The 15,823-nt window shown below is 63.9% G+C and carries 17 protein-coding genes and 1 riboswitch; of the genes, 6 read left to right on the forward strand and 11 right to left on the reverse strand.

Annotation, left to right across the window (positions count from 1 at the left end; genetic code table 11):
- The first annotated feature begins 1 nt into the window (after position 1).
- From HB630_RS21790 to HB630_RS21800, 3 genes are read left to right on the forward strand one after another with little or no spacing between them, the layout of a single operon-like run.
- The gene (locus HB630_RS21790; RefSeq protein WP_213774526.1) at positions 2–904 is read left to right on the forward strand and encodes an ABC transporter permease; all 903 of its coding nucleotides are present in this window, start codon (positions 2–4) and stop codon (positions 902–904) included.
- A gap of 51 nt (positions 905–955) precedes the next feature.
- On the forward strand, positions 956–2,446 hold the full coding sequence (locus HB630_RS21795) for a chlorohydrolase family protein (protein WP_213774527.1): 1,491 nt from the start codon (positions 956–958) through the stop codon (positions 2,444–2,446).
- A gap of 10 nt (positions 2,447–2,456) precedes the next feature.
- The gene (locus HB630_RS21800; RefSeq protein ID WP_213774529.1) at positions 2,457–3,311 is read left to right on the forward strand and encodes an alpha/beta hydrolase; all 855 of its coding nucleotides are present in this window, start codon (positions 2,457–2,459) and stop codon (positions 3,309–3,311) included.
- Here the strand turns inward: HB630_RS21800 and HB630_RS21805 are convergent.
- The 11 genes from HB630_RS21805 to HB630_RS21855 all read right to left on the reverse strand — a co-directional run bounded on the left by HB630_RS21805 (position 3,308) and on the right by HB630_RS21855 (position 11,147).
- The gene (locus HB630_RS21805) at positions 3,308–3,652 is read right to left on the reverse strand and encodes a Rieske (2Fe-2S) protein (RefSeq protein ID WP_213774530.1); all 345 of its coding nucleotides are present in this window, start codon (positions 3,650–3,652) and stop codon (positions 3,308–3,310) included. The genes HB630_RS21800 and HB630_RS21805 overlap by 4 nt on opposite strands.
- Before the next feature lie 18 nt (positions 3,653–3,670).
- Positions 3,671–4,303, reverse strand: a complete 633-nt coding sequence (locus HB630_RS21810; RefSeq protein WP_213774533.1) for an urea amidolyase associated protein UAAP2 — start codon at positions 4,301–4,303, stop codon at positions 3,671–3,673.
- A gap of 12 nt (positions 4,304–4,315) precedes the next feature.
- A complete protein-coding gene (locus HB630_RS21815) occupies positions 4,316–5,131 on the reverse strand; it encodes an urea amidolyase associated protein UAAP1 (protein WP_213774534.1) in 816 nt (271 codons plus the stop codon).
- A gap of 17 nt (positions 5,132–5,148) precedes the next feature.
- Positions 5,149–5,754 (reverse strand): urea carboxylase-associated family protein, encoded by a 606-nt coding sequence (locus HB630_RS21820; RefSeq protein WP_213774536.1) that lies wholly within the window; start codon positions 5,752–5,754, stop codon positions 5,149–5,151.
- A 9-nt stretch (positions 5,755–5,763) separates the two neighbouring features.
- Positions 5,764–6,156, reverse strand: coding sequence for a RidA family protein (locus HB630_RS21825; RefSeq protein WP_213774538.1), 393 nt, complete (start codon positions 6,154–6,156; stop codon positions 5,764–5,766).
- 23 nt (positions 6,157–6,179) lie between these two features.
- Entirely contained in the window at positions 6,180–6,959 is a 780-nt protein-coding gene (locus tag HB630_RS21830; protein WP_213774540.1) for an amino acid ABC transporter ATP-binding protein, read from the reverse strand.
- A gap of 9 nt (positions 6,960–6,968) precedes the next feature.
- Entirely contained in the window at positions 6,969–7,625 is a 657-nt protein-coding gene (locus HB630_RS21835) for an amino acid ABC transporter permease (protein WP_213774542.1), read from the reverse strand.
- The gene (locus HB630_RS21840) at positions 7,622–8,269 is read right to left on the reverse strand and encodes an amino acid ABC transporter permease (protein WP_213774544.1); all 648 of its coding nucleotides are present in this window, start codon (positions 8,267–8,269) and stop codon (positions 7,622–7,624) included. Before HB630_RS21840 ends, HB630_RS21835 begins: the two co-directional genes overlap by 4 nt.
- Before the next feature lie 26 nt (positions 8,270–8,295).
- Positions 8,296–9,153: a transporter substrate-binding domain-containing protein gene (locus HB630_RS21845; protein WP_249780975.1), complete on the reverse strand. Its 858-nt coding sequence runs from the start codon at positions 9,151–9,153 to the stop codon at positions 8,296–8,298.
- A gap of 73 nt (positions 9,154–9,226) precedes the next feature.
- A complete protein-coding gene (locus HB630_RS21850; RefSeq protein WP_213774545.1) occupies positions 9,227–10,060 on the reverse strand; it encodes a nitroreductase family protein in 834 nt (277 codons plus the stop codon).
- A gap of 207 nt (positions 10,061–10,267) precedes the next feature.
- Positions 10,268–10,375: riboswitch (guanidine-I (ykkC/yxkD leader) on the reverse strand.
- A 286-nt stretch (positions 10,376–10,661) separates the two neighbouring features.
- A complete protein-coding gene (locus HB630_RS21855) occupies positions 10,662–11,147 on the reverse strand; it encodes a MarR family transcriptional regulator (protein ID WP_213774546.1) in 486 nt (161 codons plus the stop codon).
- A 148-nt stretch (positions 11,148–11,295) separates the two neighbouring features.
- On the opposite strand from HB630_RS21855, the gene HB630_RS21860 reads away from it, so the two are divergent.
- Genes HB630_RS21860 through HB630_RS21870 form a run of 3 tightly spaced genes read left to right on the forward strand, consistent with a single transcriptional unit; the run spans position 11,296 to position 15,822 of the window.
- Positions 11,296–12,573, forward strand: coding sequence for an amidohydrolase/deacetylase family metallohydrolase (locus tag HB630_RS21860; RefSeq protein ID WP_213774547.1), 1,278 nt, complete (start codon positions 11,296–11,298; stop codon positions 12,571–12,573).
- Positions 12,574–12,601: 28 nt separating this feature from the next.
- Entirely contained in the window at positions 12,602–14,989 is a 2,388-nt protein-coding gene (locus HB630_RS21865; RefSeq protein WP_213774548.1) for a xanthine dehydrogenase family protein molybdopterin-binding subunit, read from the forward strand.
- Positions 14,986–15,822, forward strand: a complete 837-nt coding sequence (locus HB630_RS21870; RefSeq protein ID WP_213774549.1) for an FAD binding domain-containing protein — start codon at positions 14,986–14,988, stop codon at positions 15,820–15,822. The genes HB630_RS21865 and HB630_RS21870 overlap by 4 nt, the downstream gene beginning before the upstream one ends.
- Position 15,823 lies beyond the last annotated feature (1 nt).

Below are 15,823 nucleotides of genomic sequence, written 5' to 3' on the forward strand. Positions count from 1 at the left end.
CATGTCCGGCGCCTCCCTCGACACACGGACCCCACAGTCACGGGCACCACAGCCGCGCCCGGAATTCGAGCGCGAGCCGATCGACGCTTCCGGCGTGGGAGATGTCGAACGCCCGCTGGGCTTCGTCGAAAGGCTGACGAACAATGATGCGGTCCGCCGCCTTGCGATCCTGCTGGTGCTTGGCCTGATCTGGGAACTTTATGCGCGGTGGATCGACAATCCCCTGATCCTGCCGACGCTTGGCGCCACCCTCACGACATTCTTCGGCGACCTCATGAACGGCGTGCTGATCGATCGCGTTGCGACGTCGCTGCGGTCATTATTGCTCGGTTATTTTTCCGGCATTTTTCTGGCAGCCTTGTTCACGACGGTTGCGGTGTCGACACGGATCGGCTCCGACGTGCTGGCGACGTTGACGGCCATGTTCAATCCGGTTCCCGCCATCGCCTTGTTGCCGCTGGCGCTGATATGGTTCGGGCTTGGCACCCCCTCGCTGGTGTTTGTCATCGTGCATTCGGTGCTGTGGGCGGTAGCGTTGAATACCCTGACCGGCTTCCGCAGCGTGCCTGAAACGCTGCGGATGAGCGGCCGGAATTATGGCCTGCAGGGCATCCGATATGTGGCGTTGATCCTGATCCCCGCGGCGTTTCCTTCAATCCTGACCGGCCTGAAGATCGGCTGGGCCTTTGCCTGGCGCACGCTGATCGCCGCCGAACTGGTGTTCGGGGTCTCATCGCGCTCCGGCGGTCTCGGCTGGTACATTTTCGAGGCACGCTCCGAGCTTGAAACCGACCGCGTCTTCGCAGGCCTGCTCGCGGTCATCCTGATCGGATTGATCGTCGAGGCCGTGATCTTCCGCTTCATCGAAAGGCGAACCGTGCTGCGCTGGGGCATGCAGCGATAGCTTCGGCTGCCTCCGCCGCAACGATAAATTCCAGAAAAAGGACGTGTGAGAATGCGAACGCTGATCAAGGCAAAATGGATCGTCGCCAATGACGGCCGCGGCCACACGCTGCTGCGTGACGGCGTCGTGGTCTTCGAAGGAAAGCACATTATCCATGTCGGCCAATCCTTCGACGGGCCCGTCGACCGCAGCATCGATGCCGGCTCCAAGCTGGTCTGTCCGGGCTTCATCGATACCCATGTCCATTCCGGTCATCGCGCCTCGCACCGGCTGATCAGCGATGCCGGGCGGCCGCTCTATTTCGGCCAGCCCTTCCTCGAAATCAGCGTGCCGAAGGAAGGGCGCGTGGTCTCGGGCGATCCCCGCTACCTGAAGCCGGGCGACACCGCGCTCAACGCGGCGCTCGAACTCAACGCCATGTTCACCGTGGCCGAACTGCTCCGCAACGGCGTGACCACCTTCGTCGAATTCGGTAGCCAGGAGAGCGTTCAACTGGCGCTGATGAAGCAGATCGAGCGGTTTGGGACGCGGGCCTATCTCGGCCCGGGATATGATTCCGGCCGCTGGGTCGGTGACAGCAATGGCGGCCTCAAGCGCGTACACGATCCCGAAGGCGGCCTGCGCGGTCTGGACATCGCCGTCGAATTCATCCGGAAATATGAGGGCGCGCTGGAGGACCGGATTCGCGGCATCCTGGTGCCGCGCGAGGTGGAAACCTCGACCGTTGATCTGCTCGAGAAAACCCTTGGCTTCGCCGACGAACTGAAGGTACCGATGGCCACCCACGCCGCCTACAGCGTGCTTGAATTCCACGACATCGTCCGCGAATTCCAGATGACGCCGATCGAGCTTCTGGACAAGGTCGGCATGTTGCGCACGACGCTGAACATCGGACACGGCAATTTCATCGCCGACAACAGCAACCTGAATTATTCCGGCGCCCGCGACCTCGAATTGATGGGCACGCACCAATGCTCGATTTCCCACTGCCCGATCAACATCGCCCGCAGGGCCCGCACGCTCGACAATTGGGATCGCTATCGCAATGCCGGCGTCAATGTCACCATCGGCAGCGATACCTATCCGCGCGACATGATCATGAACATGCGGACCGCGTCGCTGATGGGAAAGATCATGGGCCACGACTACTACAAGGCGCCGGCCGGACAAGTCTTCGAGGCCGCGACCCTGGGCGGCGCGCGCTCGCTCGGACGCAACGACCTCGGAAAGCTGTCGGCCGGCGCCCTGGCCGACATCGTGATCATCGATTTTGACGGCCGGCACTCGCTGCGATACGGGCCGGTCCGGGATCCCATCAAGAGCCTGGTCGAATGCGGCGTCGGCGACGACATCGATACGGTGATCGTCAACGGCAACATTTGCATGGAAAACGGCGTAATCCCGGGTCTCGATATTGACGATTTGCGCGATCGGGCCCAGCGTTCCGGCGAACATATCTGGTCGACCCTGCAGGATTGGGACCCGCGCGGCAGGACGGCCGAAGAAGCCAGCCCGTGGTCCTTTCCCCTGCATTCACATTGAGAGGCCGCCGATGACCGGCAACGATCCGAAAGACCCCCGCTCGAACTGGAGCGCCTTGACTCAGGCGGAGCGCGATGCGGCCTATGACAACAACAAGGCTGTCGCCAACAGCCCCGCGCTGATCGCCGAGCGCAACGAATCCTCGGCGGCGTTGCGGGCCACCCGCGCCGACGCTCTGGACATTCCGTATGGCAAGCGCGAACGGAACAAGATCGATCTCTACCCTGCCCGCGACCCGTCGGCGCCGTGTCTGGTCTTCATCCACGGCGGCTACTGGCAGCGCAATTCCCGCGAATTCTTCGCCATGCTGGTCGAGGGCATGGCCGCGCATGGATGGTCCGTCGCCATCCCCAGCTATTCGCTGGCGCCGGATGCAACCCTGAGCGAAATCGTCGAGGATATCTCGGCGGCGCTGGATTGGCTGGCCGCCCACGGTCCTGCGCACGGCATCGCCGGACCGGTGATTTTATCCGGCTGGTCGGCCGGGGCACATCTCACCGCGCTCGCACTCGATCATCCGCTGGTCACGGCCGGGCTCGCGATCTCCGGCGTCTATGAACTCGCGCCGATCCGCGACACCTCGCTGAATATTGCGCTGAAACTGACGGATGAGGAGATCGCAACACTTTCGCCGCTCCGGCTTCCGGTCGTGCCAAAGCGCATGGCGATCGCCTACGGTTCGAACGAACTGCCAGCCCTGGCGTGGGACTCGAAAAAGCTCTACACCGCGCGCCAGGCCGCCGGCGCGCCGGGCGAACTCGCCGTCATCGAGGGCGCCGACCACTTCACCATTTTGGAACAGTTGCGTCGCGCGGACGGCGCGCTTGTCAAAGTCGCGCTGTCGCTTGCCGCGACGCCCGGTTAGCGCGCGGCGGACTCGATCGCCGCGGCATCGACCCAGATCCGCCCGTCCCTGATCCGCGTGGGATAGCGCCGCAGCGGCCGGCTCGGCCAGCCCGGCGAAATATGACCGTCGTTCAGATCGAACGAGGCCAGATGGCGCGGACAGGACAGGCGGCCGCCGGCGACGCGCCCCAAACTCAAATCGGCCTGCTCATGCGGACAGGCCCGCTCACAGGCGAAGACCCGCTCGCCGTCACGGACCAGCAGCATGTCGACGGCCTCGACCCGCACGCAAAGGATGGCCTGATCGGCCAGCCGCTGCAGCGGCAAGACTTCGACCCACCTCGCGACTTCCTGCGTCATGGCGATTGAAAACGCTCGTCACAGCCCGGGCGCGTCGCGAACCACCACGCGTATCGGCGTCGGATTGAAACCATTACAGGGATTGTTCACCTGAGGACAATTGGAGATGACGAATAGCACATCCATGTCGGCGGTCACGTCGACATAATTTCCCGGGGCCGAAATACCGTCGACCACCGTGAAATTTCCCGCGGGGTCGATCGGCACGTTCATGAAGAAATTCAGGTTCGACACGATGTCGCGCTTGGTCAGGCCGTGTTTCGACAATTCGAGGATGAAATTCTCGCGGCAGGCATGCTGATATTTTGTCGCTTCGCCGAAACGAACCGCGTTGCTCTCGCAGGAGCAACACCCCGCCGACGTGTCATGCCGGCCGCAGGAATCGGCCGTGATGCGCGCCATCACCCGGCCCCGGTTCGAAATCAACCGTGTTCCAAGTTCGACATAGGCCGATCCCTGCACGCGCAAGGTATCCTGCGAACTGTAACGCTCGGCGGGATCGTCGGCGCCATAGAGCAAGGCATCGACCGCCTGCTGCCCCTCGCTGTCGATGATCCGCAGGGTTTGGCCTCTCTTCAATACCCGCGACCACGGCCGCTCCGCCGGTATGTCGCAGGCATAGACGACGTCGGAAATATCCGGATTGGTCATTTGCAGCCCCCCTCAAACATAGAGCCGGTCCGTGAACGCGAAGGCGCGGGCGGCTTCCGGCGATGCGGTCCGGCAGAGATCGTCCGGCGATGGCGCAGCCGCGCGGTGCTTGACCAGCGTGACCGGTCCGCTCGCCGCGGGCCGCGCGGGATCGAGCGGGTGTGCGCAATTCGACGCGACAACAACGAGATCCATCTCGGCGCGCAGGTCGACAAAGTCCCCTACCCGCTTGCGACCCGGATTCCAAACAAAGCGGCCGGCGGCATCGAGCGAGACCGGCGCGAAAAACGTGACACAGGGCGGAATGTCCCTGGCGCCGAGTCCAATTTTCGCCGCGGCGGCGAGAAAATTCTCCTGCGTATTGCGCGTCGTCTCGCCGAACGCGGCGTGGGTCGAGGCCGGCGTGGAGCCGCCGACCAACAGATCGTGCGCGCCGCTGGTGTCCTCGACCACCGACAGGCATACGCGCCCCATGTCCGACAGGATGACGCGGCCCTTCGAGACGGCGGCGCTCCATTGCACCTTCACGGTGTCGGCGCAGTTGATCCGCTCCGACATATCCTGCTCGCGCCAGCCGATCAGCGACACGCTGGAGCGGCCGGAATCATCAACGATCCGCAGCGCCTCGCCGCGGCGCAGGCGGATCGTCGCGTACCAGCCGGCGGGAATCTGCTCCCGATCGATCACCGCCTCGGGCGCGACCGGCGCGCCATCGAGAGGCGTCGGCTCGGGCAGGCCCTTCGGGGTCAATTCCTGCCCCGCCGCTCGAAGCTCCTCGTAGCGGCGCCGGTTGGCCTCGGCAATTTCCTGCTTGGTCTGGGCCGTCATGTGTTCCCTCCGCCATGCTATCCGGTGACCGTGAAATGCGCCTCGACCGGCTTTCCCGCCTTGCCGTTGATCGGCAGGATATCCTGCGGGCACGCGGAGAATGCGATCACCAGATCCATCTCGGCTCGCAGGCGGACATGGCCGCCGGGTACCGGTTGTGGCGGCGCCGCGAAGCCGAGGGTTCCGTCGGCATCCCAAGGAATATTCATGAACAGATTGAGCGGGCTCGGCACCTCCGGCGGCACCAGCCCGAGTTCGGCCATGCCGGCAAAGAGATTGTCCGTGCAATTGTCATGATGGCCTTCGACGCCAAGAAACGCATAGCGATATCGATCGCAAGCGGCGATCAGCGTGTCATGGACTCCGCCTGAGGTATCCTCGATCAGGGTCAGGATCGGCCGGCGCCGGTTGGTCCGCAGCACGTCGCCTGGCCTTGGAACCAGATGCAGGCTGTGCGCGCGCGTGTGTTCGTTCGACATGAACTCGCCAAGATCAGCGCGGTTGAAAGCCCAGGTGTCGACCACCTGCTCGCCATGGGTATTGACGACGGTGACGACCTGCCCGGCCGCAACAAGATGGGCCTTGCCACGCCGCGCCGGAATTTCGATCAGCGAATCTGTCATGCCGTTACCTCATGCTCTGAAAGCGATCAGATCGACCTCGACGATGCCGCCCCGCGCCAGATCGGTGACGCCGACTGTGGTCCGCCCCGGACGGCGGCTGGGATCGAAACAGGCCGAGAAAATCTCATTCATCGCGGCGTAGTCGCGCTTGAAATCGGTCAGGTAGATCCGGGCGAAGACGACATTGGCAAATGTCAGCCCGCATCCCCTGAGCACGCGGGCGAGATTGTCCATCACTTTGCGGGTCTGGGCCTCGATACCGGGTGGAATCGGCCGCGTATCGTCGTCCGGATCGGTCGCGAGTTGTCCGGTCACGAAAATATAGGGCCCGGCCTCGACGGCATGGCTGTAGGGCGTGACCGGCTTCGGTGCGTCGGGCAGTAGATGAAAGATCGGGTCCATGCTGGGCGTTCCTCGTTGTGTTATCAGCGCCTGCCGCCGGCGGCGTCGCCAGCATAACGCTGAAGAAACTGACGGGCGCGTTCGGTTTCGGGGTTGGAGAAGAACCGCTCCGGCGATCCCGTTTCCACGGCCCGCCCGTGATCGAGAAACAGCACCCGCGTCGCCGCTTCGCGCGCGAACCCCATCTCGTGGGTGACGATCACCATCGTCATGCCGTCGCGGGCCAGGTCGCGCATCACGACCAGGACTTCGCCGACCAGCTCCGGATCCAGCGCGCTGGTCGGCTCGTCGAACAGCAGCAGGTCCGGACGCATCGCCAGCGCCCGCGCGATGCCGACCCGCTGCTTCTGGCCGCCCGACAATTTCGCCGGAAACGAATCCCGCTTTTCGCTGAGCCCCACCTTGGCCAGCAAGGCGAGCGCCTCGTCGCGAACCTCGGCCTTGTCCCGCTTCTGCACCTGAACTGGCGCCTCCATCAGGTTTTGCAGCACCGTGAGATGCGGCCACAGCGCGAAATGCTGAAACACCATCCCGATGCGCGTCCTGATCCGCGACAGATCGCGGTCGCCCATCACAAGTCCGCCGCCGGTGATGCCGACCTGCGCGCCGTTCAGATAGATTTGCCCAGCATCGGGCCGTTCGAGCCAGTTGATACAGCGCAGCAGCGTCGACTTTCCGGAGCCCGACGGTCCGAGCACGCAGACCGTCTCGCCCTTGCCGACCTGGAAGCTGACGTCGCGAAGCACCTCGACGTCACCATATCGCTTCGATATGCCGGCCACATCGAGAACCAGCTGGGCCATCGCTATTCCCTACCGTCGTGCTTCGGCGACGCGGCCGACCGAACTCACCCCGGCCTCGATCACGAGGCAAAGCCCCCAATACAGGAACACCGCGGTAATGAAGGCGGCGAATGGAACGTAATGCCGCGACTGGATCGAACTCGCGGCATGCGTGAGCTCGGGTATGGCGATGATGGTCAGGAAGGCGCTGTCCTTGACGATCTGGATCATCTGATTGCCGAGCACCGGCCCAGCCGATAACAGCAGCGGCGGCAGAATGATGCGGCGGAACAGCTTGATCTCCGAAAAGCCGAAGGCGACACCGGCCTCGATCGGCTCACGCGGCTGCACCACCCAGGCGCCGCGCAGGATCTCCGCCATATAGGCCGCATTGTAAATGATCAGGGCCGCCAGCCCCGAGGTCCAGTTATCGAACCTTATGCCGAGCGACGGCAGCCCGTAATAAACAATATAGGCCAGCAGCAGAAACGGCACGCAGCGCATGCCATCCACGAACACCCGCGCCGCGCCGGAAACGGCCTGATGTTTCGACATCAATGCCGGCGTGAGGATGCAACCCAGCAATAAAGCCACGACGGCCGACAGCGCCGACAGGATCGCGGTATTGGCGAACCCGCTCAGGAGCAACGCCCGTTCACTCCAGACGATCCCGAAATCATGGATCATGCGGCGACCTTGGCCGCGAGCTGACGCCGTTCGATCCAGCGCTGCAGCGACACCAGCACAAAGACGATCGGCACATAGAGCGCGATTGCCACCAAAAATGGCGGCAACGGCTTGTAGGTCTGGGCGCCGATCCTGACCGCGGCGCGCGTGATATCGACGACGCCCACGACCGCCAGGGCCGGCGTCGCCTTGATCAGCATCGACATTTCGTTGACCAGACCAGGCAGGCTGACGCGCACGATCTGAGGCAGCACGATCCTGCGAAAGCGTAGCCCGGCCCGCATGCCGACCGACTGGGCGGCCTCGTACTGGTCCTTTGGAAAATTGGCCAGGGCTGAGCGCCAGACTTCGCAGTTGAAGGCCGAGGTATTCATGACCAAAGCCAGGACGGCGGCCGAGGTCGGACTGACCGGGACGCCGATATTGGGGAGCGCGAAAAACAACAGCAACAGCAGCGTGACCAGCGGCGTGGCGCGCGACACGCTGACATAAAGCGCCACGATACGAGCGAGCACGGGAACATTGGCCCAGCGCAGCAGCGCAAGGCCGAGGCCAATCGGCAATCCGATCAGGATGCCGATCAGCGACAGCGTCACTGTCACGATGGCACCCTGGAAGATGGCTGCGATGTCGCCGCCGCTCATGGCTGTTCGGCTCCGGCAACGGGCCGCTAGAATTCAGGCTCAAACGTCACCGGCAGATCCGCGAAGGCCTGTCCGAACCATTTCTTCTGCAATTCGGCGAAGCGTCCGCTCGCCTTCTCCTTGGCGATGAATTCGTTCAGGAAGGCAAGCAATTCCGTATTGCCCTTGGCAACGGCCCAGGCCGGGAACGATTTTCCGGAGACCGCCTGACCGAGTTCGAAAACCTCGGGCTTTTCGGTCACCAGGTTCTGTAGATTGATGACGGTGTTGACGACGTAATCGACGCGGCCAAGCGCCAGATCCTGATAGGCCTCCGGGTACGACGTATATTCGACGACCTTGCCGAGCTTTCCGCCGCTCTTTTCCAGCGTGGCCCCGAGTTCCGGCAACCGGGCGAGCAGCGCGCTGCCGGCCTGAACGCCGACCGTCTTGCCGCTCAAATCCTTGATCGAGGAAATCGATTTGTCGTCCTTTCGCTTGACGTAATAATGCGTCGCGTCGGCGATCGGGCTGGTGAAATCGAGCGACTGCTTGCGCTCCTTGGTGATGATCGCAGCGGTAATGGCGACATCATACTTGCCGGTGCTGACGCCGGCCAGAATGCCGGTCCACGGCAAGATCTCCTGCTTGATCTCGAACGGCGCATATTTGCGCAGATCCTCGATCATTTCATTATCGAAGCCTGTCGGCTTTCCGTCCTGGACGAATTCGAAGGGACGAAAATCGTCCTCGGTCGCGACGATCAGGCCGCGTTTCTTGATCTCTTCGAGGCTCGCGGCCTTGGCATGGCCGACCAGGATCGGCATCGCGAACAGCGCAGCCATCGAACCGAGCATGAAGCGTCGTGACAGCGATTTGGAGCGGGCAAGCGGATACATCGTCATGATAAATCGTCCTCCATTGGGGTGATGACCAGTAAGAAGGTATGCGACTTGTCGAGCAGGCGTTGTGGTTCCTTCAATCGAAACTGAATCCGTGTGACCGCAGATAGGGCGGGAACGCCGCGCCTTCGGCTTTGGCTGCCTGCCGGGCCTTGTCTTCCGACCAGCCATAGAAGGCAGCCTCGCCGAACTCCGCGTTCGAGCGTTGCTGTTCCTGGGGAATGGAATGCAAGGCGTCGCGGCGGCGATCGTAATCGTCGAGGGCCGCGGGAAGCGCGCCATCCTCGTAGCGGTTGCGATGCGTCGTCACGACACGCGGCAAGCGCAAACTGACATGGCCTTCCGCCTGCGGATAACCGAGACAGAGCCCCGCGACCGGAAAAACCAGATCCGGAAGCCCAACGATAGCAGCGACCTTGTCGACCTCATTGCGGATGACACTGATCGGACAGACGCCAAGTCCGGCGGATTCCGCGCACAGGATCATGGTTTGCATCGCCAGCGCGGCGTCGACGCTGGCGTTGAAGAAGCCTTCCAGCGTTCCATTGCGAACCGGCCTTCCGCGCAACTCTCCGATCCGCTGCAGCCGCCGGGCGTCGCCGAGAAAGACAAAGAACACCGGTGCGGCCCCGATCCACGGCATCGCCGGAAACAGTTTTCCGATCGCGGCGCGCTGCACCGGATCGTCGACCGCAAGAATCGATGCCTGTTGGAAATCCGATTTGGCCGAGGCGCTCAGGGCGGCCGCGACGAGCAGGTCAAGCAGGCTTTTACTTGGAATCACGTCGCTGTAGCGCCGCACCGTCTTTCGCGCCAGCACCCGGCGGATAAGATCGCTCTCGGCAGCGCCCTCCCCGGACGGACCGCCGTCGCCAAACCGTCGTTCGATGGCTTTTGCGTAGGCCGACATATCAGTTGGCGCCCCGATCCGCGCCGAAAAGCAGCCGAATGAGGGACGGCAAAGCTTTGGAAAAAAACAAGACTTGGGCAAACAACAAGGCTTGGGCAACCGGTGCCGACGCTGGGCCATTCGAGACGTTCATCGCCAACTCCAATACGGGTTCGCAAACCTCGGAATTGGCATAGACCTGAGCGACGCCAATTCCTGGCCACTGAGGTCTCCCGGGATTTTATCCCGCCGTGCCCCGCGCGGATTTCTCCCGCTCAGGCGGCAGCTCTTGGACCAGCCATCGAGACGCGATGCGGAACCCTAGCTGCCAACTCAATGATCATGTTGGAGCAAAGGACGTGCCAGAGCAGGCGGCAGGACCAGCGACGTCGTACCTCGCGCCGGCCCCGGTCTCGCTCAAGCGGGAGTCCGGAGCCAAGCACACAGGGAATGCTGGAAAAAATCGCCTTCGCTGGCCCGCTCCGGTTTGCAAAAATGCGAAGAGCACTTCGTATTGGAGCGGGTTCGCAGGTTTGCGCCGGCGCTGAAATTTCTGAGGAAGGCTGCCGTTTTTCAGGCAGGCTGCATAGATTATAGCCGTCCGATCGCCCGCCGATACAGATCAATCGGGCGCCGACGCTGTTTGCCGTTGCCCGGAGCGCGCTGTCACAATTTGCTGCATCAAGGCAATGAGCCGTCGTTGATCGGCCTTGCTCAGATCGGCCACCGTCTCGAGATGCGCCGCATGCGCGGACTTTTCCATCTTGCGCAGCAGCGCCGCACCGGTCCTGGTGAGGCGGCAAATCTGCGACCGGCGATCCCGGCGCTCGATCGAGCGGTCGACAAAGCCACGCGATTGCAAACGTTTAAGCGCGCCGGTCGTCGTCGTGCGATCGAGCGCGATATCCGCCGCCAGCGTGGTCTGATCGGCGGTTCCGCGCTTCGCCAGCGCCGTCAGGAGGCTGTACTGCAACGGAGTGATCTCGAAGGCCGCGCATTTTTCCTGGAACAGGGCGACGTGGATCTGGTGCAGCCGCCGTATCAGATAGCCGGGGCGCTGCTCGAGCGGCCACGGGTCTTCTCTTTTCGGCGCGCGTCTTCCGGCCATCAAATCGCTCCTTGGCATATGCGGTGCCCTGCCGCCTTGCATCAATTTGATGCTGTCTATGGCACGAATAGTGGTGTAAGAAAATGCGAAGTATACTTCGCAATTGTCCGGCGGCGGCATCGCCAGCGAGCGGAAGAGGAGATCAGCCATGTCCATCAGCACCAGCTTCGACCTGCTTCTACGCGGGGGGCGCGTTATCGATCCGGCTTCAGGCATTGACGGCCTGAAAGACGTCGCCATCCGCAACGGCAAGATCGCCGTGGTCCAGTCCGACATCCTGCCGACCAGCGCCCGGGAAGTCGTGGACGTCAGCGGCCAGATCGTCCTGCCCGGACTGATCGATACCCACGCCCATGTCTATCAATATGTCACCGGCCGCTTCGGCATGAACGCCGACATGGTCGGCGTCGAATCCGGCGTCACCACGCTGGTCGATCAGGGCGGGCCGTCCTGCATGACCTTCCCGGGCTTCCGCCATTACGTTGCCGAGAAATCCCGGTCGCGCACCTACGCCTTCCTCTCCGCCTATCTGGTCGGCGGCTTGGAAGGACATTATTATCCCAGCCTCTACAGTCCCGACGGCGTCGATATCGATGCCACGGTCAAGGCGGCGATCGCGAATCGCGATCTGGTTCGCGGCATCAAGGCGCACGCCGAGATCGGCGGCTTCGCGCGCTGGGGCATCCGCGTGATGGAGATGGCGGCCGAGATCGGCCGGCGCGCCGACCTTCCGGTCTATGTGCATTTCGGGCAGTTGTGGGGCTTGCCGGAGAGCGGCGCCAACGGCGAAGACGTCGATACGATTCTGGAGCGGGTCGTTCCGCTGCTCCGCTCCGGCGATGTTCTGGCCCATCCCTTCACGCGCCATCCCGGCGGCTTCGTCAATCGCGAAGGCGAGGTGCATCCGGTGATCCGGGCGGCCCTCGACCGCGGGCTGCGGATCGATGTCGGCCATGGCAGCCATTTCTCGTACCGTCTCGCCCGCAAGGCCATCGCCGCCGGAATCGTTCCGACCACGCTGGGCGCCGACATCCACGGTTACAACACGCATGTGCCCGCGCCGGCCGGCACCCCCGAAGAGCATGCCGACGACGAGAATCATCCCTTCGCAGGCCAGGCGAAATTCAGCCTGGTGCAGGCGATGAGTTCGATGATGGCGCTCGGTCTTTCGCTGGAGCAGGTGGTGCCGATGGTGACGTCGCATCCGGCCGAAATGCTGGGCCTTTCGGACCAGATCGGCGCGCTGCGCCCGGGCATGGATGCCGACGTCAGCGTGATCAGGGAAAAGCCCGGACGCTTCATCCTGCGCGACAACGAGAACACCGAAGTGGTCGCGGATCGCCTGTTGCAGCCGGTGTTTTGCCTGCGCGCCGGCGTGCGCCATGACGCGGTGGCTTCCATCCTGCCCCAGGCCGTGGCAGCCTAGCCGCGATTCAAGCGGAAACGGCTGTTGCATGTCTGACGTCAAACACGATCTTTCTTCCGCCGCGAAACCCGGTGCCGGCCAAGGCGTCGGCGCGCGGCTGCTGCGCAAGGAGGACGACCGGTTCATGCGCGGGCGCGGCCAGTACGTGGCCGACATCAGACTGCCGGACTTGCGAGACGTCGCTTTCGTTCGCAGCCCGCTGGCCCATGCCCGCATCAGGGCGATCCATGTGCCGGAGCGCTATCGCGATGTCGTGTTCACGGCCGCGGATCTCGCAGGCGTTACGCCGATCCGTGCCGTGTCCGGCCTGCCCGGTTTCAAGATATCGGAGCAGCCCGTGCTTGCAACCGGCAAGGTGCGGCACGTCGGAGAGCTCGTCGCGATGTGCGTCGCGGCGACGCGGGCCGAGGCCGAGGATATTGCGGCCTCGGTGACGCTCGACCTCGAACCGCTTCCGGCGGTCCATGATATGCGCAAGGCCCGCGACGCCGGCGCCGCGCTCGTTCACGAGCATTGGGGCGACAATGTTTTCCTCGAAAGCGTGTTCGAGGTCGACATCACGCCGGCGCTCGACGCCCCCATCAAGGTGACGCGCGAAATATCGACCGCGCGCCAATGCATGTCGCCGCTCGAAGGCCGTGGCGTGGTCGCGACCTTCGATCGCCGCCTCGATCAGCTCACGCTTTATACCGGCGCCCAGATGCCGCACATCGTGCGCAACGGCCTGTCCGATTGCCTGGGCATCGAACAGGCCCGCATCCGCATCGTATCGCCCGATATCGGCGGCGGCTTCGGCCACAAGGGAATTCTGCTGCCCGAGGAAGTCTGCCTGGGGTGGCTTGCGATGCGCCAGGGCCTCAATCTGCGATGGATCGAGGACCGGCGCGAACATCTGAATGCGAGCGCGAATTGCCGGGAGCACGATTACAGGATCACGGTCTATGCCGATCGCGACGGCCGGCTGCGCGGCATCGACTGCGATGCAATCGTCGATTCCGGTGCCTACTCGTCCTATCCTTTCTCCGCCTGCCTCGAAGCCGCCCAGGTCGCGAGCATCCTGCCCGGCCCCTACCGCATGCCGGCCTATCGCTGCCGGACCTTTTCGGTGGCGACCAATAAATGCCCTATCCTGCCCTATCGCGGCGTGGCGCGGACCGGCGTCTGCTTCGCGCTGGAAATCATGCTGGATGCCGTGGCCGCCGCGGCCGGGATCGAGCCTTTTGAAGTCCGGCTGCGCAACCTGATCGAGCCCGGCCAGATGCCTTTCGACAACATCACCAGGAAGCATTTCGACAGCGGCGATTATCCGCAAGCCGTACATCGCGCCATCGACGCGATCGACGTCGCGGCGGTGCGCGCGCGCCAGCGCGGGAAAGAGCCGGACGGACGGCTGATCGGCCTCGGTCTGTCGGTCTATTGCGAGCAGGCGGCGCATGGAACCTCGGTCTATGCGGGCTGGGGCATTCCGATGGTGCCCGGCCACGAGCAGGCCACGGCACGGCTGACGCCGGACGGCGGACTCGAAATCAGGGTCGGCGTGCATTCGCATGGCCAGGGCCTCGAGACGACATTGGCCCAGGTCGCGCATGAAATTCTCGGCATCGACACCGCGAAGGTGCGTGTCGTGCATGGCGACACCGCCATGACGCCCTATTCGACCGGCACCTGGGGTTCGCGCTCGATGGTGATGGCCGGCGGCGCGGTCGGCACGGCCTGCGAGCAGATCGCCGAGCGCGCCAAGCGTATCGGCGCCAAGCTTTTGCAACTCGATCCGGCGGCGGTTTCGCTGCGCGATGGCCGCGTCTGCGGGCCGCATAGCAGCATCGGCCTTTCCGAAATCGCGCATACCTGGTACCGCCGCCCGCAGGACCTGCCGCCCGATGTCGATCCGGCGGGGCTGGAGTCGATCGGCGGCTACAAGCCGCAGCGCGACAGCGGCACGTTCAGTTACGCGGTGCATGCCGTCACTGTCGCGGTCGATCCCGATCTGGGCGACGTCGAACTGCTCGATTATGTCATCGTCGAGGACGGCGGCGTGCTGGTCAACCCGATGATCGTCGACGGCCAGATCTATGGCGGTCTCGCGCAGGGCATCGGCACCGCGCTCTATGAGGAAATGCCGTTCGATTCCGCCGGGCAGCCGCTGGCGACGACGCTGGCCGATTATCTGCTTCCGGGACCGACCGAAGTGCCTGAACCGCGTCTCGACCACATGGAAACGCCCTCGCCTTACACGATGTTCGGCGTCAAGGGCATCGGCGAAGGCGGCGCCATCGCGCCGCCGGCCGCCATCACCAACGCCGTCAACGACGCGCTGCGGCCACTCGGCGTCGAATTGTTGCACTCGCCGATTTCACCGCGCCGGATCGTGGAGGCTGTTCTGGCAGCCGGTGAAGCGGAAAGACCGGCGGCATGAAGGCTGCGCCTTTCCTTTACCAACGTCCTGTGGACATGAATGCGGCGCTCGCCCTGATGGCCGAAGCAAAGGGCGCCACCAAGCTCCTCGCCGGCGGCCAGTCGCTCGGCCCGATGCTCAATTTGCGCCTGGTCCAGCCCGACCTGATTATCGACATCTCGGGGCTTGCCGAACTGAAACAGGTGAAACGCAGCGGCGGCGAACTCGTGATCGGCGCCTGCATCACCCATGGCGACATCGAGGATGGACGGATCCCCGATGTGACGCGCGGCGCCATGCAGCGGGTGGCCGGCGCCATCGCCTACCGCGCCGTGCGCAACCGCGGCACGATCGGCGGATCGCTCAGTCACGCCGATCCGGCCGCGGACTGGGTTTCCGCCCTGCCGGCGCTGGGCGCAAGGATCAGGCTTCGCAGCCTCGCGGGAATGCGTGAGCTGGCGATCGAAGATTTCGTCACCGGCGCGCTCGAATCGGTGCTGCACCCCGCCGAGATCGTCGAAGCCATCTGCGTGCCGGTGATGAGACCGTCTGCCCGCTGGGGTTACGTCAAGGCTTGCCGCAAGCCCGGCGAATTCGCCCATGCGATCGCCGCCGTGCTGGTCGATCCGGAAGCGGCGACCGCGCGGGTGGCGATCGGCGCCATCGAGGCGGCTCCGGTCGTCCTTCGCGACGCGGCATCGCTGTTTGGCGGACGGATCAACGGCGACTTCAAGCGGCAATTCGACGCGCGCGTGGCCGACGCACTCTTGACGAAGGCGGGTATTACCAATGCCGCCGACCGGCACATCCATGTCGCTGTGCTGCGCCGTGCCATCGACGAGGCTGCGGCGTGAC

Source organism: Bradyrhizobium sp. dw_78 (assembly GCF_018449525.1).
Lineage (GTDB): Bacteria > Pseudomonadota > Alphaproteobacteria > Rhizobiales > Xanthobacteraceae > Bradyrhizobium.

What these genes read in the sequence shown, in the direction of transcription:
- HB630_RS21860 (WP_213774547.1), top strand. Translation starts at nt 11,296, where the DNA reads ATGTCCATCAGCACCAGCTTCGACCTGCTTCTACGCGGGGGGCGCGTT.
- HB630_RS21830 (WP_213774540.1), bottom strand. Translation starts at nt 6,959, where the DNA reads ATGGCCCAGCTGGTTCTCGATGTGGCCGGCATATCGAAGCGATATGGT.
- HB630_RS21820 (WP_213774536.1), bottom strand. Translation starts at nt 5,754, where the DNA reads ATGACAGATTCGCTGATCGAAATTCCGGCGCGGCGTGGCAAGGCCCAT.
- HB630_RS21850 (WP_213774545.1), bottom strand. Translation starts at nt 10,060, where the DNA reads ATGTCGGCCTACGCAAAAGCCATCGAACGACGGTTTGGCGACGGCGGT.
- HB630_RS21800 (WP_213774529.1), top strand. Translation starts at nt 2,457, where the DNA reads ATGACCGGCAACGATCCGAAAGACCCCCGCTCGAACTGGAGCGCCTTG.
- HB630_RS21840 (WP_213774544.1), bottom strand. Translation starts at nt 8,269, where the DNA reads ATGAGCGGCGGCGACATCGCAGCCATCTTCCAGGGTGCCATCGTGACA.
- HB630_RS21825 (WP_213774538.1), bottom strand. Translation starts at nt 6,156, where the DNA reads ATGGACCCGATCTTTCATCTACTGCCCGACGCACCGAAGCCGGTCACG.
- HB630_RS21835 (WP_213774542.1), bottom strand. Translation starts at nt 7,625, where the DNA reads ATGATCCATGATTTCGGGATCGTCTGGAGTGAACGGGCGTTGCTCCTG.
- HB630_RS21870 (WP_213774549.1), top strand. Translation starts at nt 14,986, where the DNA reads ATGAAGGCTGCGCCTTTCCTTTACCAACGTCCTGTGGACATGAATGCG.
- HB630_RS21795 (WP_213774527.1), top strand. Translation starts at nt 956, where the DNA reads ATGCGAACGCTGATCAAGGCAAAATGGATCGTCGCCAATGACGGCCGC.
- HB630_RS21805 (WP_213774530.1), bottom strand. Translation starts at nt 3,652, where the DNA reads ATGACGCAGGAAGTCGCGAGGTGGGTCGAAGTCTTGCCGCTGCAGCGG.
- HB630_RS21855 (WP_213774546.1), bottom strand. Translation starts at nt 11,147, where the DNA reads ATGGCCGGAAGACGCGCGCCGAAAAGAGAAGACCCGTGGCCGCTCGAG.
- HB630_RS21845 (WP_249780975.1), bottom strand. Translation starts at nt 9,153, where the DNA reads ATGACGATGTATCCGCTTGCCCGCTCCAAATCGCTGTCACGACGCTTC.
- HB630_RS21865 (WP_213774548.1), top strand. Translation starts at nt 12,602, where the DNA reads ATGTCTGACGTCAAACACGATCTTTCTTCCGCCGCGAAACCCGGTGCC.
- HB630_RS21790 (WP_213774526.1), top strand. Translation starts at nt 2, where the DNA reads ATGTCCGGCGCCTCCCTCGACACACGGACCCCACAGTCACGGGCACCA.
- HB630_RS21810 (WP_213774533.1), bottom strand. Translation starts at nt 4,303, where the DNA reads ATGACCAATCCGGATATTTCCGACGTCGTCTATGCCTGCGACATACCG.
- HB630_RS21815 (WP_213774534.1), bottom strand. Translation starts at nt 5,131, where the DNA reads ATGACGGCCCAGACCAAGCAGGAAATTGCCGAGGCCAACCGGCGCCGC.